Genomic DNA, 13,125 nt, shown 5'->3' with positions numbered 1-13,125 from the left:
CGATTCCTGCCAACAAGTTTGACACCCATGCATTGCCCGCTAGTCGTCCTCGGCGGCGGCCCCGGTGGCTACGCCGCCGCGTTTATGGCCGCCGATTTAGGCCTCGAAGTCACGCTGGTCGAGTCGGAACCGAGACTCGGCGGGACTTGCTTGCTGCGGGGATGCATCCCCAGCAAGGCACTGTTGCATGTTGCCAAAGTGATGAGCGAAGTGCAGGAATTGGGCAACGAGTGGGGAATCGATTATGGATCGGCCCCCCACATTGATGTCGATAAAGTGCGTGCTCGCAAAGATAAGGTAATCGACACGCTCACCGGCGGTTTGGGGCAATTGGCCAAACGGCGGAAAGTAACCGTGATTCGGGCTCGTGGATCTTTCCTTAGCAGCACTTCGATGGAGTTGACTGGCGATCATGAATCGATTCCCGAAGATCGCACGCTGACCTTCGATCACTGCATTTTGGCCACAGGCTCTGTCCCCGCCATGCCGGCCGCATTCCAGATCGGTTCGGATCGTGTGATGGATTCGACCGGTGCTCTGGCGCTCGTTGATATCCCCAAGACAATGCTCGTCGTAGGTGGCGGCTACATCGGGCTGGAGATGGGCAGCGTCTACGCACAATTGGGCTCCAAAGTTACCGTCGTTGAATTGGGCGAAGGGTTACTTCCCGGTGCCGATCGTGACCTGGTAAAGCCACTGGCAAAGCGGATCGATAAATTGGTTGAAGGCAGGGTCTATTTGAACACCAAGGTTGGTTCCTTGGCGGAAGTCGAAGGCGGCGTCGAAGTGACCTTCGAGGGGCCAGGTAAATTCGGCCACGAGCGATTTGAGCGTGTTCTGATCTCCATTGGCCGGCGCCCCGTGACCGCCGGCATTGGACTAGAGAATACCCAGTGTGTGGTCAACCAACGCGGTTTCGTTGAGTGTGATGACCAGCAGCGAACGGCCGATCCGCACATTTTGGCTATCGGCGACGTCGCCGGTGATCCCATGCTGGCTCATAAAGCAACGCACGAGGGACGCGTGGCCGCCGAAGTCGTCGCCGGGCATGCCGTCGCCTTCCAGCCAAATGCCATTCCCGCCGTGGTCTTTACCGACCCCGAGATTGCCTGGGCAGGACTCACCGAAGACGAAGCCAAGCGTGACGGTATCCCCGTGGAAGTCGAGGTTTACCCCTGGGCGGCGAGCGGTCGTGCTCAAGCACTCGGGCTCAATGAAGGGCTCACCAAGTGGCTGGTTGAGCCTGAGACGAACCGTGTTCTCGGTTGCGGCATCGTTGGTGCTGGTGCCGGCGAATTGATTGCCGAAGCCGTGTTGGCGATAGAAATGGGCTGCGAAGTCCGTGACATCACCGATTCGATTCACCCTCACCCGACGCTCAGTGAAACGCTGATGAACGCCGGAGAGGTCCATTTCGGTACCGCCACCGAGATTTACAAGCCAAAGCGTAAACCGGCCTAGGCCGTCGCCTTAGGCGGCCCTTCTTTGCGGAGCGTCGACCGGTTGTTCGGCAACTGCTGGGTTTTCCAACTCGGGCCCCAGTTCTCTGGGTTGCAGTTTGTGGATCTCCAACTCCTCGGTTTCCACTGCAATTGAACGAGCTTCCAGTAACGCCCCATTGGGTGCGTAAATCTTGATCTCGTCTTCCTCAGCAAACCACACGGCGCTGTGGTCGCCGCATTGAAAGCGACGACCGCAGTAATAGCCGTTGCGGATCAGGCAAGCCTCCACCAATTGCGGTTGAGGGGCATCTTCCGCCTGGCTGGCAAACCAGTCTCGAAGCAGATTCCGTACCAAGTTTAATCGCTGCAGATTTGACATCTTGCCTCAGGTGGTCAGCATCAGAATTTGCATCTTCTCACGTTTCGGCCTCAAACCCCGCGCCGCAAGCAATGAGCGACTATGGTGGGCGATTGAGGTAGTAAGGCGTTCAATCGGACGGCCGCCTGCCGGACGTTCAGAGAAGTTATTACAACCCGCAGATCTTACCTGGTTTGACAGCGGTTTTGGGTTCCCTTGAGCTTGAGTGTCGAGTCGAGCAGTGCTGGCAAACTTTACCTAAAAAGAGCTGTTTTCTGGGGGCGAAGAAGCTCGATCAAGTAGGCATGGCAGGCCGGAGGAGTTTACAGGCGGAAGCATTCGCCCACTGCCAAGCATTTCCCCCCAGAGAGGAGACGTAAAGATGGATGAACAACAGCTATCCCCTGAGGAGTTGATCCGCGGCATGGCAGCTGACGAGATTTGCGAACTATTAGAAGCCATGGGCATTACCGTCACGGCCCAGCAAGCGGTATCGCTGCAGGGGCTGATCAATCGCCTAGGGTCCTTGGACGCAGCCTTCGCGGCTTTGTCTGATGACCACCAAGGTCGTGAGGTTGCATGAGCGTTGAGCTTATGTGCGGAGAGGGACACAAACAAAAAACGTTCCAGCCAAAAAATGGCTGGAACGTTCCGATGCATTTGTAGACAGAGTAGAACTCGAAAAGAGTTGCGATCTCTATCGCTGTGGCGGCTGCGTTTAGCCGGTGATCTTTTCCAGGGCCGACAATGCTGCTTTAGCATTGGCAACGCCACCCATTTGATCAGCCAATTTCTTGGCGAGAATGAGGTTTTCGTAAGTATCGTCGCTGGACTTGCTGACAGAGGCTGCTGCTGGGCGTCCAGTGACGGCCCGCTTGCCAGGTTTCCGTCCGGCTGCTTTGCGAGCAGCCTTGGGACGACCGGTTTTCTTAGCTACGGGTGCATCGCCCGAGCCGTACTTCGACTTGATGGTGCTCACGAAAGCTGGTGAAACGACCAGACCCTGAGCAGCCAATGCGTCGACGATTTCTTTGGGCTTCGCGCTGGGATTTGCATCCACATATTCACGAATAGCGGCTGACTTGTTGGGGCCACCTTTGCGTTTTGCCACGGTAATTTTCCTCCGAAACTGATGATGTTTTAGTAAGGCCACGTAAGTTTTTAACACTTCCAGTTAAGTCTAATGAATAAAGATTCTACTAGCGATTGTCAATCACTAGACACTAAATTTGAACCTTTATTCCTGTTTTTTTACTATGCAGTGCATGAGATTGGTCGCTACTAAGGCAATATCTTACATCCGCGACACGACACCAATACCCAAAAGGGCTAAACCTTGTCGTAAGACCCGGCCTGACAAGGCGATGATGGCAAGCCTACTGTTGCGGAGCGCATCGTCTTCTGCTTTCAGTACCGGGCATTGCTCATACATCGACGCAAAACCTTTGGCAATCTCATAGAGGTAATCAACCAGCAGGTTGGGTGCGTATTCCTCACGGACTTGACTGAGAACTTCCTCCAGTCGCAGTATTGAGACCAGTAACTCGCGTTCTGCCGCGACCGGACAAACCAACGCGTGACCACGTGCGATCACGTCCTCTTCTGACAGGCCCGCGGAGCGTAAGATACCCTGGATGCGTGCATAGGAGTATTGCACATAGGCTGAGGTGTTGCCGTCGAGAGACACCATTTTGTCGAGGCTAAATTTGTAGTCACTCGTGCGATGATGTGCTAAGTCGGCATATTTGATCGCTCCAACCCCAACACACTCCGCGATTTGCTTTTTCTCCTCATCACCCAGCGGCGGTTCCATTTTCTGCGTGCGCTCTGGATCGCAGACAACCTCAAAAGCCCTGTCCACGGCATCGTCCAGCAGTGACGTCAGGCCGGCCAGCGTGCCCGAGCGAGTCTTCAGTGGTTTACCCGTTTGATCCAGCACGGTGCCAAAGCTGACGTGGACTAGTTGGATATCCGTAAAGCCCATTAGCTTGGCGGCGGCAAACAGCTTTTGAAAATGGTCTCCCTGACGAAAATCAACCACATACAGAATTTCGTCAGGATGAAACGTCTCTTGGCGGTACGCAATCGTCGCCAAGTCGGTTGTCGCGTAAAGAAAAGCACCATCTTTCTTTTGCACGATCATGGGCGAATCAAACTCGGGCAGAAATAGACAAACCGCCCCCTCGCTGTCTTTAGCTAGCCCTGCATCCCTCAATTGCTGAACCACCCCAGGCAACATCGAATGATAGAAACTTTCGCCCAACACATGGTCAAATTCAATCTTCAAACGGTCGTAAACTCGGTTGATCTCATCCATGCAGTAGGGCAGCAATTGCTGCCACAACTCCACGTTGCCCCGATCACCCGCGTGCAGTTTGGCGGTTTCCAATAAGACCGCGTCGGCGATCTCAGGATGCTGCTCGGCTAATTCGTTGAGTGTTTGATCTTGCTGAACTGTTTCGATTCGGCTTTGCAGGCCTCGTAAGCGACTGGCTGCCGCCTGGACTCGCTTGTCCGCCGCAGCCGCAGCTTTCTTCAATTTCTTCACTTGGTCGGCAGCTGCGGTTTCTAAGTGCTGCGCCGCAGCACTCGCCTCGGCCTGAATGGTTTCCAGTTGCGTTTCAGCCGCCGCTAATGATTTCTCGGCGTGCTTGTATTCAATTAACGTATTAACAATACGATAAACTCGCAGCAACTCCGGTACCGGACTGTCAGCAAAAACGGCCGGATCCAGGAAATTCCTGTAGCCATAGATCACCATTCCAAACTGAGTTCCCCAGTCGCCCAAATGGTTATCTGTGATTACATGATGCCCCAGGTATCGCATCACGCGAGCTAAAGCGTCTCCAATGAAACAAGAGCGTATGTGCCCCACATGCATTGGCTTGGCCACGTTGGGGGACGAATAGTCGATGACTATCTGGGCCGGCGCGGTCGTCGGTGTGATGCCCAATGTTTCGCTAGCTAGCATGGCACTCGCCTGCTCGCAAATCCATTGGTCGCGCAGACGCAAGTTGATAAAGCCCGGTCCGGCGATCTCAGTCGATTCGGCGACGTCGGCGATCGACAACGCTTCGACTAACTGTTGCGCCACCTGCCGTGGGGCCGTTGTGAGTTTCTTTGCCAATGACATGGCCGCGTTGATTTGAAAATCTCCCAAGGATTTATCTTGCGTCGGCCGCACCATCGCAGCCAGTTCGATGTCACCCGGAGAAACGGCCGCAATGGCATCGGCAAGCCGCTGGCTGATCAAAGTTTTAATTTGCATTTGTGCACTTAACAATCAATGAATGGCTCCGCCTATGGTGAGGCGAGCTTTTGAGCAAACAGAAGAAAGCAGTAACCAGGCGGGCTTCGGCCTGGGGGGCCGAAAGAGCGAGCGAAAAAGATAGCACGCCCGCTTGATCGATTTGTGAAAATCTAAGCCCAAGCCCTGAAGCTCCCTGGTAAGATGGACATCAGCAGACGTCAAAGAGTTACTCAGATCGTCGAGCGTGATCGATTAGGCCTAGTTCCTGGTGATCTAAGCGTTTGGCGTCCGCCCACAGAGATTCGAGGTCGTAATAGCCTCGCATTTCTTCGTCAAAGAGATGAACGACGACGCTGCCGTAATCAAGTACGATCCAGCGACTCTCTTCAAAGCCCTCAATGCCCAGTCTCTTGTCCCCGAGATCTTTCTGAAGTCGATCATCAATTTCATCGGCAATGGCGTGCAACTGGCGGCGGCTCGTGCCGGTTGCCAATACGAAATAATCGAATAAAGCCGTTTGGCTGGAAACATCCAGCACCATGACATCGCTGCCGCGATTGTCTAAAGCAACTTGTGCGGCGGCGGCGGCCAATCGCAGGCCGCCCGTTATTCCGTGCGGACGAGTACTATTTGAAGTCTCAGGTGAATTCGCGTTATTGTTGGGTTCGTGTTCCACTGGGGTCCCGTCGACTGGTGCGCGGATTAGCAAGGATAATGAAAGTTTCAGCACGGCCATGAAGGTGCGCGACGAATTATTGTAACACTTTATCGTGCCGTGTCACGACTGCCTGCAATCCACCCTGCGGCACGCCCACTTGCCAAGTCGGAAAAATGGCAAATACGATTCCCCAGTCTACGATTTCGAAGTCATTGAACAACAATTCCCTAACGGAGGCACAACCATGGCAGATTGGCCCGAACCTGGCTCGCCAGCTCCAGATTTCACCTTAACTAGCGACAGCGGAGAACAAATCGCCCTCGCCGATCTTCAAGGTCACCCCGTCGTATTATATTTCTACCCTCGTGATGATACCCCAGGCTGTACCAAAGAGGCTTGTGCTTTTCGCGATTCCGCAGCCGAATTGAAAGCTAGCGGTGCTAAAGTGCTTGGTGTCAGCCCCGACGACGTGGCTAGCCACGTGAAATTCCGAGATAAATTCTCGCTGAATTTCCCCCTGCTGGCTGACACCGACCATCAAGTCGCCGAAGCCTATGGCGCGTGGCGAGAGAAAAATATGTATGGGAAAAAGTCGATGGGCATCCAACGCGCTACGTTTCTTATCGACGCCAGCGGAAAGATTGCCAAGGTCTGGAAGCGAGTGCGTGTCGATGGACACGAAACTCAAGTGCTCGAAGCGATAGAGGCACTCGGCTAGGTTCAACTAGGTTGAGTTTTCGCAACTTGCAATTCGCACCGAACCTATCCGATCACTCCGCGAGCCGACGTCACTTGAACCGTCGCATTGTCTGATGTCGGATAGGTTCCAGCCCCGCGAACAGTTCCAGCCCCGCGAACAAAGGATTGATGTCGCAGATGTCGCCTCCAGCGGACGGTTGCTGAATCCCCCTGGGCCGGAAAGCTGGCTGCTGTGTCTTCCCCACCAGGGCGGGTTGCGATGGATCGGCAAAGGGCCGGGTCGGCGGCCAAATTAGCTTTCCCAGCTAACCGCTCTTGACTTTTTAGTTAAATTCAAACAATTGTTTTAAACAGCTGTTGGGATTGTGAGCATTTGCGGTACTATTGGGTGTCGCTGGTAGTTGCATGGTGCGAGGGGTGTTGCCGGGCAGGGAGAGTGAAGATGGGATCGCAGGGCGAAAGCGAACAAAAACAGGCAGACGTACGCCCCGCGTCGCGGGGCGTCGCGGGGCGTCGCCAGCGTTATCGCGGGGGCCCGTTTGGCAGCGAGGAGCAGCGTCACGGCGCGCTCGAGCATTGGGGTTGGGGCCAACTGCGATGAGGACACGGCCGATCGGTTGTTGCTGGCTGCCGGACCGATCTTCGCAGCCTCTGGTTTCGAGCGGGCCACGGTGCGGGAGATATGCAAAGCTGCGGGAGTCAACGTGGCTGCGATTGGCTACCACTTTGGCGACAAAATGGGGCTATACGTGGAGGTCATCAGTCGGATTCAAGTGCGTCGCGAGCATGCTTTTCCGCTCCCCAGTGACGCGGATTTGCCCGCCGAACAACGGTTGCGACGGCGGATCCAATTGCTGCTGTTGCGATTGCTCAGTGACCAAAATGAAGACAGCTGGGAAACGCAGTTAATGATGCGTGAGATGCAGCAACCTACGGCAGTTTTTGAGCAGGTCGTGCGGCAATACTTTCGACCGCTGTTTAGCGAAATAAGTGAGATTTTGGCGCAATTGACGCTACCCGGGACAAAGTTGGAAGTCTGTCACCGATTAGCGTTCAGCGTTGTGGGGCAATGTTTGTACTACCGTATTGGCCGGCAAGCCATTCGGCTGCTAGTCAGTGAACGAGAGCGAGCGGAATTTCACCAACATGATGCGTTGGTGGAACATATCGCCAGTGTCACTTTAGCGGCCGCGTCATCGCCTCAAGTTTGCCAAATATAGCCGCGTCTGGGCTGTTAAGAACGGCAACCGGGCGGTGGCCGAGTCAACTAGTTTTTTTATCGACCTAACGTGTAAGCGATGCCAAGTATGGGTGCTTCTGCGACGAAAGAAACGACCAATCCGTATGGTCCGCAAGATGTTCCGAAAGATAGTGCGGGGCAAATGCCTGGCGCCCCCGGGGGAGCCTCCGGTAACGGGGAGGCTGGTCTTCCGGGTGCCGGAGAGCAGAGTGGTTCCGGTGGCGTGCCGGCGGGAAGCAAGGGGGCGGCTGCTGCGAAGCAGGGTGGTGTCGGTTGGGCCATCAAGAATCTACTCATTCCCTGCTTAATACTGTTGGGAGGTGGTGGCGTGATGTTGGCTTTCGGCGTCAGCGAGCCACCCACGCGTTCCGGTGGTGTTCCGGATTTGGCGGCTCGGCTCGAAGCGCTGCCAGAGGTCAAAACACTCCCCGTGCGATCGTTAGCTTCCGTGGGTGGAACGTTGGACATGCGAGTCGACGGAGTGGTGGTTCCGTATCGCGAGGTGCAACTGGCGACGCAGGTGGCTGGTGAGATTGTTTACAAAGATCCCGCTTGCGAAGTCGGTTCATACGTCGAGCAGGGCCAGTTGCTGATTCGCATTGAAGATACCGATTATCAAAACGAAATTGAGCGTTTGACCAAACAGAAAGCTCAGGACTACCAGGCGATTCGCGAAGTCGACCAAGAAATGGCGAATACGAATCGTTTGATCGAACTGGCTGAGCAGGATGTTGCGTTGCGCGATCGTGAGTTGGCTCGTCTCAAGACTTTGGATCGCGGTTTTACAAGCCCCGGCGAAATTGATTCTGCCGAGCGTGCGAGACTACAGGCTGTCAATGCTAAGGTCACGCTGGAAAACCAGTTGGATTCCTTGCGACAGCGCAGGACGCGATTGGAATCGGTGGAGTCATCGGTGGAGACTCAATTGGAGATGGCGCGCACCAACCTGCAGCGCACAGAGATTCGCGCGCCGGTCACGGGCGTAATTTTTCGCGAGGATGTGGAGGTCAACTCGTTTGTGCAACGCGGTGAAGCAGTGGTCACCATTGAGGACACGAGTAAAGCCGAGATCGTGGTCAATCTTCGCCCCAGTGAACTTTATTGGGTATTGAACCAGCCGATGGAAGATCGGCCTCTGGCCGCGCAAGTGAACCCCGAGGTCTCAGGGGACAGCGCGGTGCAAGATGCTGCCGCCCCTCGTACCGACTCTTCACGCAGTTATCGCTTGCCAAAAACCGAAGCTTTGGTGCGGTATCAAATCTCGGGCCGCGAGACCGAGTTGCTGCAGTGGCGTGGGACGCTTGATTCTTATGATGGGATTGGCGTGGACGCGACCAGTCGCACCGTTCCAGTGCGGATCGTGGTCGACACTCCGCGGGCCCGGCAAGTGGTCGATCAGACGGGAGCACCGCTGGATGTGCAATCAGGCCCTTTAGCGTTGGTCCGTGGCATGTTTGTGCAGGTCGTCTTACAGATCAATCCGCAACGCGAGTTGTTAGTGCTGCCTGGAGTTGCACTCAAGCCGGGAAATAACGGCAATCGCGTCTGGAAGTTTCGCCCGGACGCCACAGCCTTGGATCTGACCGAAGAGCAGAAAAAAGCGATCGAGCTGGCTCAGAAAACCGTCCTTCAACCAGGTTCGCCCGAGCCGACAGAGTCGCCAGAGCAGTTAGACGCCGAGGAAGCCAAGGAGCCGGCGCGGCAAGCTTTGGATCCCGAGGATTGGCTGGTCGGTAAAATTGATGTGATCGCACCGATTCGCCCAATTGAATCCGCGAGACTGAACAGTGATGAGCCGGCAGATGGTCCGTTGGCGGCGGACACGATCGGCCGAGCAACGTATTGGATTTGCGAAGTGGCTGATGGATCATTGCAACCTGGTGACATGCTGGTTGTTTCGCCGCTGCCCGCTTTCCAAGGCAACGGCGACGATGTCGTGCGGTTGCTGAAACCGGAAGCCGCCACGCCAAATCGAGATTAAGACACTTGCAGAAACCAGTTAGCCGTTTTGGCGCTGGCCACGATTTTCTTTTTATTCGTTCCCCATCAAACAACCATCAATTCCATGAAGTCGCTGATTCGCTGGGCAATCAATAGCGCGCCGGGCATGAATGTCATCATGTTGGGTGTAATGCTCGTGGGCGCTGGGTCGTTGTGGACCATGCGTCGGGAAGTTTTTCCCGAGTTCGAGTTAGAAGTGGTCATGGTCACCGTCCCTTATCCGGGGGCTACGCCCGAAGATGTTGAAACTGGAATATGCCAAAAGATAGAGGAATCGGTTCGCTCGATTGATGGTATCAAACAGGTCACATCGATCGCTCAAGAGGGAGTCGGTTACGTGCTGCTCGAACTGCGCGCTGATGTGCCTGACGTGCAAAAAGTGCTCAACGAGATCAGTCGCGAAGTGGAACGGATTCCCAGCTTTCCCGAGATGGCTGAAGATCCCGCGGTGCAGCAGATTACGTTTCGCGAAGCGGCTATCCGAGTTGCCGTGTTAGGGCCGAAGAGCGATTCGCCCGACTCTGAATTGCGGCTTCGTAAGGTGGCCGAGCAAGTGCGGGATTCAATTCTGCAGTTATCCAATGTTTCCACGGCCTCCATCATGGGTGCCCGTTCCTATCAGATTGACGTTGAAATTCCCGAAGACGTGTTACGTAAGCACGGTCTTTCCCTGAATGCGGTTGCCAATATTATCCGGCAACGAAACGTGGAGCTACCGGGAGGCCAGCTCAAGTCGGAGGGGCAGGAGATCTTACTGCGAGCCAAAAACAAGGGGCGTGTGGGAGACGAAATTCGCCGCCTGCCCTTGATCACTCAAGCCAACGGCACGGTGTTGACGGTTAGTGATTTGGGCAACGTGCGAGACGAGTTTGAAGACATTTCTTCGATCAGCGAAATCAATGGCCAACCCGCCATGGTAATCAACGTCGAGCGTACCAAAACCGAAGATTTGTTGGGCATGGTCGATTCGGTGAAAGCATTCGTTGAAGAGAACGAGGCTAGCCTTCCGCCCGGTTACGCCTTTGAAGTGTGGGGCGATACTAGCACGGATGTTCGCGACCGGCTGGATCTTTTGACCCGCAATGGTCTGGGGGGGCTGGCGTTGGTGTTCCTGGTGTTAGCCCTGTTTTTGGAGATGCGGCTGGCATTTTGGGTCGCCTTGGGTATCCCCATTTCGATTCTCGGAGCGGGTGCGATCTTGGGTTGGGGTGGTCAAACTTTGAACATGCTCAGCCTGTTTTCGTTCCTGATGGCTCTGGGGATTGTGGTCGATGACGCGATTGTGATTGGGGAGAACATCTATGCACACCGTCAATTAGGAAAGCCTGCCTTGCAAGCTGCGGTCGATGGCGCCGCGGAGGTCTTGCCCAGCGTCGCGGCCAGCGTGACAACCACCATTATCGCCTTCTCGCCGATGTTTTTTGTCTCCGGCGTGATGGGCAAGTTTATGGCGGTGATTCCATTTGCCGTGATCGCGATGTTGATCATTTCCCTGCTGGAAAGCACGTTCGTGCTCCCCTGCCACTTGGGACATCATCACAATGGTTTATTCCGTTTGCTCAGCGTGCTCAGTTATCCCGTCCGCCCCTTTGGGTTGTTGTTGGGTTGGCTCAGTGAGCACGCGACGAACGGTTTGGAATGGGTGGCAGATCGCATTTATCTCCCAATGTTGCGGTACAGCTTGCGATTTCCCTTAGTCCCGCTCTCGATCGCTGTGGCGATGGGGCTCTTTAGCGTGGGCTTAGTGCGAGGGGGCGTGGTTCCCAGAATCCTCTTTCCCAAGACCGACGCAAATAACGTCCGCGCTACGATTACATTTCCTGACGGGACTCCCGTCGCGATCACTGATCAAGCGACTAAGCGGATTGAGGAAAAGCTGCGGGAGCTCAGTTTGACCTTGGCCGAAGAGCGTGCCGCTGCTGAGGGATTGCCAGTCGAAAAGGTGTACGAGGAAGCGGATCCAGAAAAACCGGGGCCGGTGAAATTAACCTTTCGTCAGGTCGGCGAAATTAGCAGCACCGGCGGGCCCGCCGCTCAGGGTGGCGGCTCGGGTAGTCACGTCGGACAAATCTATGTTGAGTTGTACGACACCACCATACGTACCATCTCCAGCGAGAAATTGTTAGCGCGTTGGCGAGAGGCAGTCGGCGAGATCGCCGGTGCGGAGAATGTTACCTATGGTTCCATCGATGTTGGCCCCGGTGGAAAACCGATTGAGTTTAAAATTTTGGCCCCAGCCGATGAAACGGAGCAACTCGCCGCGGCGACCGCAGCGATGAAAGAAAAACTTGCTGAGTTCGAAGGTGTGTTTGACATTGCCGACGATAACAATCCCGGCAAGTGGGAGTTTCAGATGAAGGTCAAGGATCAAGCTTTATCGACCGGAATCACCCCCACCGACCTAGGTGAAACCGTCAGGAACGTTTATTACGGTGCTGAAGTCATGCGACTCCAACGCGGGCGGCACGAAGTCAAATTGATGGTCCGCTATCCGCCCGAGGAACGCCATTCATTGGCCGATTTTCGTGAGATTCGCGTGCGCACCCAAGATGGCTCCGAGCGGCCCATTACCGAATTGGCCGAGATCAATGTGGAGCGTGGTTTTTCCGAAATCAATCGCGTCGATCAAAAACGATCGATTACGATCACAGCCGACTTGGACGAAAAGAAAACCGACGCGGAATCGATCATCAGTGGACTGCAAGCGAGCTTTGTGCCCGAGTTGCAAGAGCGGTTTCCGGCGGTGACGTTGAAATGGGAAGGCCAACGCGAGCAAAGTCGAGAATCGGTTGGCAGTCTAGTGATCGGCTTTGGCGTCGCTTTACTGATGATGTTTGTGTTGCTGGTGTTGCAATTCCGCAGCTACGTGCAACCACTGATCATTCTAGCGATCATCCCCTTCGGCATGATTGGCGCTTTGTGGGGCCACGCGATCATGGGCTTGCCGCTGACCCTGTTTAGCATGTTTGGGTTGGTTGCCCTGGCCGGGGTTGTGGTCAACGACTCAATTGTCTTGATCGACTTTATCAATCTGCGAGTGCGGGACGGTATGCCAGCCAGGGAGGCTTTGGCCGAGGCTGGCCGGCGGCGTTTCCGGCCCGTGATGCTGACCAGTATGACGACGATCGCCGGACTGTTTCCCTTATTGTTAGAACGCTCTTTTCAAGCTCAATTATTGATTCCGATGGCCACTTCGCTGGCGTTCGGTTTGATGTTGGCAACGTTGCTGGTTTTGATCTTGGTGCCGGTTTTTTATCAGGTTTACCTGTTTTGTGCTGATTTTCTGGGGACTTCCCCAGTAGAAGAGGAGTTATTGGGCCCCCAGCCACACCATGACCCGATGCAACCTGTCGCTGCCTGAGCAAGTCGGGGGCTGAGGAATTTTTTTGCGGTGGCCGAATGGCGTTCGTTGTTGGAACCGCCTCGGCCCCCATTGTCTGCAAGCCCTTTTTTTGGTACGTTAAAGGGATATGCTTG

Annotated in this window: 11 protein-coding genes; 7 read left to right on the top strand and 4 right to left on the bottom strand. The window is 55.0% G+C overall.

Annotation, left to right across the window (positions count from 1 at the left end; genetic code table 11):
- The first annotated feature begins 27 nt into the window (after positions 1-27).
- Positions 28-1,461, top strand: a complete 1,434-nt coding sequence (gene lpdA / locus SH139x_RS14530) for a dihydrolipoyl dehydrogenase (RefSeq protein WP_488355913.1) — start codon at positions 28-30, stop codon at positions 1,459-1,461.
- Positions 1,462-1,470: 9 nt separating this feature from the next.
- Here the strand turns inward: lpdA and SH139x_RS14525 are convergent, their stop codons facing one another.
- Positions 1,471-1,821 carry a hypothetical protein gene (locus tag SH139x_RS14525; RefSeq protein WP_488355912.1) on the bottom strand — a complete coding sequence of 117 codons (351 nt, stop codon included), beginning with the start codon at positions 1,819-1,821 and terminating at the stop codon, positions 1,471-1,473.
- 361 nt (positions 1,822-2,182) lie between these two features.
- Here SH139x_RS14525 and SH139x_RS14520 point away from each other — a divergent pair, with 361 nt between their 5' ends.
- On the top strand, positions 2,183-2,383 hold the full coding sequence (locus tag SH139x_RS14520) for a hypothetical protein (protein WP_488355911.1): 201 nt from the start codon (positions 2,183-2,185) through the stop codon (positions 2,381-2,383).
- Between the two features lie 135 nt (positions 2,384-2,518).
- On the opposite strand, the gene SH139x_RS14515 is transcribed toward SH139x_RS14520, so the two are convergent.
- The 3 genes from SH139x_RS14515 to rsfS all read right to left on the bottom strand — a co-directional run bounded on the left by SH139x_RS14515 (position 2,519) and on the right by rsfS (position 5,726).
- Positions 2,519-2,911: a hypothetical protein gene (locus tag SH139x_RS14515; RefSeq protein WP_488355910.1), complete on the bottom strand. Its 393-nt coding sequence runs from the start codon at positions 2,909-2,911 to the stop codon at positions 2,519-2,521.
- A gap of 183 nt (positions 2,912-3,094) precedes the next feature.
- Complete coding sequence (argS, locus tag SH139x_RS14510; RefSeq protein ID WP_488355909.1) at positions 3,095-5,068, bottom strand: arginine--tRNA ligase; 1,974 nt, start codon at positions 5,066-5,068, stop codon at positions 3,095-3,097.
- Positions 5,069-5,276: 208 nt separating this feature from the next.
- The gene (gene rsfS / locus SH139x_RS14505) at positions 5,277-5,726 is read right to left on the bottom strand and encodes a ribosome silencing factor (RefSeq protein ID WP_488355908.1); all 450 of its coding nucleotides are present in this window, start codon (positions 5,724-5,726) and stop codon (positions 5,277-5,279) included.
- Positions 5,727-5,952: 226 nt separating this feature from the next.
- Here rsfS and bcp point away from each other — a divergent pair, with 226 nt between their 5' ends.
- The 5 genes from bcp to SH139x_RS14480 all read left to right on the top strand — a co-directional run bounded on the left by bcp (position 5,953) and on the right by SH139x_RS14480 (position 13,009).
- Positions 5,953-6,426 (top strand): thioredoxin-dependent thiol peroxidase, encoded by a 474-nt coding sequence (gene bcp / locus SH139x_RS14500; protein ID WP_488355907.1) that lies wholly within the window; start codon positions 5,953-5,955, stop codon positions 6,424-6,426.
- Positions 6,427-6,849: 423 nt separating this feature from the next.
- A complete protein-coding gene (locus tag SH139x_RS14495; protein WP_488355906.1) occupies positions 6,850-7,008 on the top strand; it encodes a hypothetical protein in 159 nt (52 codons plus the stop codon).
- Between the two features lie 16 nt (positions 7,009-7,024).
- A complete protein-coding gene (locus SH139x_RS14490; protein ID WP_488355905.1) occupies positions 7,025-7,627 on the top strand; it encodes a TetR/AcrR family transcriptional regulator in 603 nt (200 codons plus the stop codon).
- Between the two features lie 87 nt (positions 7,628-7,714).
- Positions 7,715-9,628, top strand: a complete 1,914-nt coding sequence (locus tag SH139x_RS14485; protein ID WP_488355904.1) for an efflux RND transporter periplasmic adaptor subunit — start codon at positions 7,715-7,717, stop codon at positions 9,626-9,628.
- An 84-nt stretch (positions 9,629-9,712) separates the two neighbouring features.
- A complete protein-coding gene (locus tag SH139x_RS14480) occupies positions 9,713-13,009 on the top strand; it encodes an efflux RND transporter permease subunit (RefSeq protein ID WP_488355903.1) in 3,297 nt (1,098 codons plus the stop codon).
- Positions 13,010-13,125: the final 116 nt, after the last annotated feature.

It is taken from the genome of Kothea flammea (assembly GCF_052161645.1).
Lineage (GTDB): Bacteria > Planctomycetota > Planctomycetia > Pirellulales > Pirellulaceae > Laterigemmans.
This window is presented reverse-complemented; position numbering and strand designations above follow the sequence as displayed.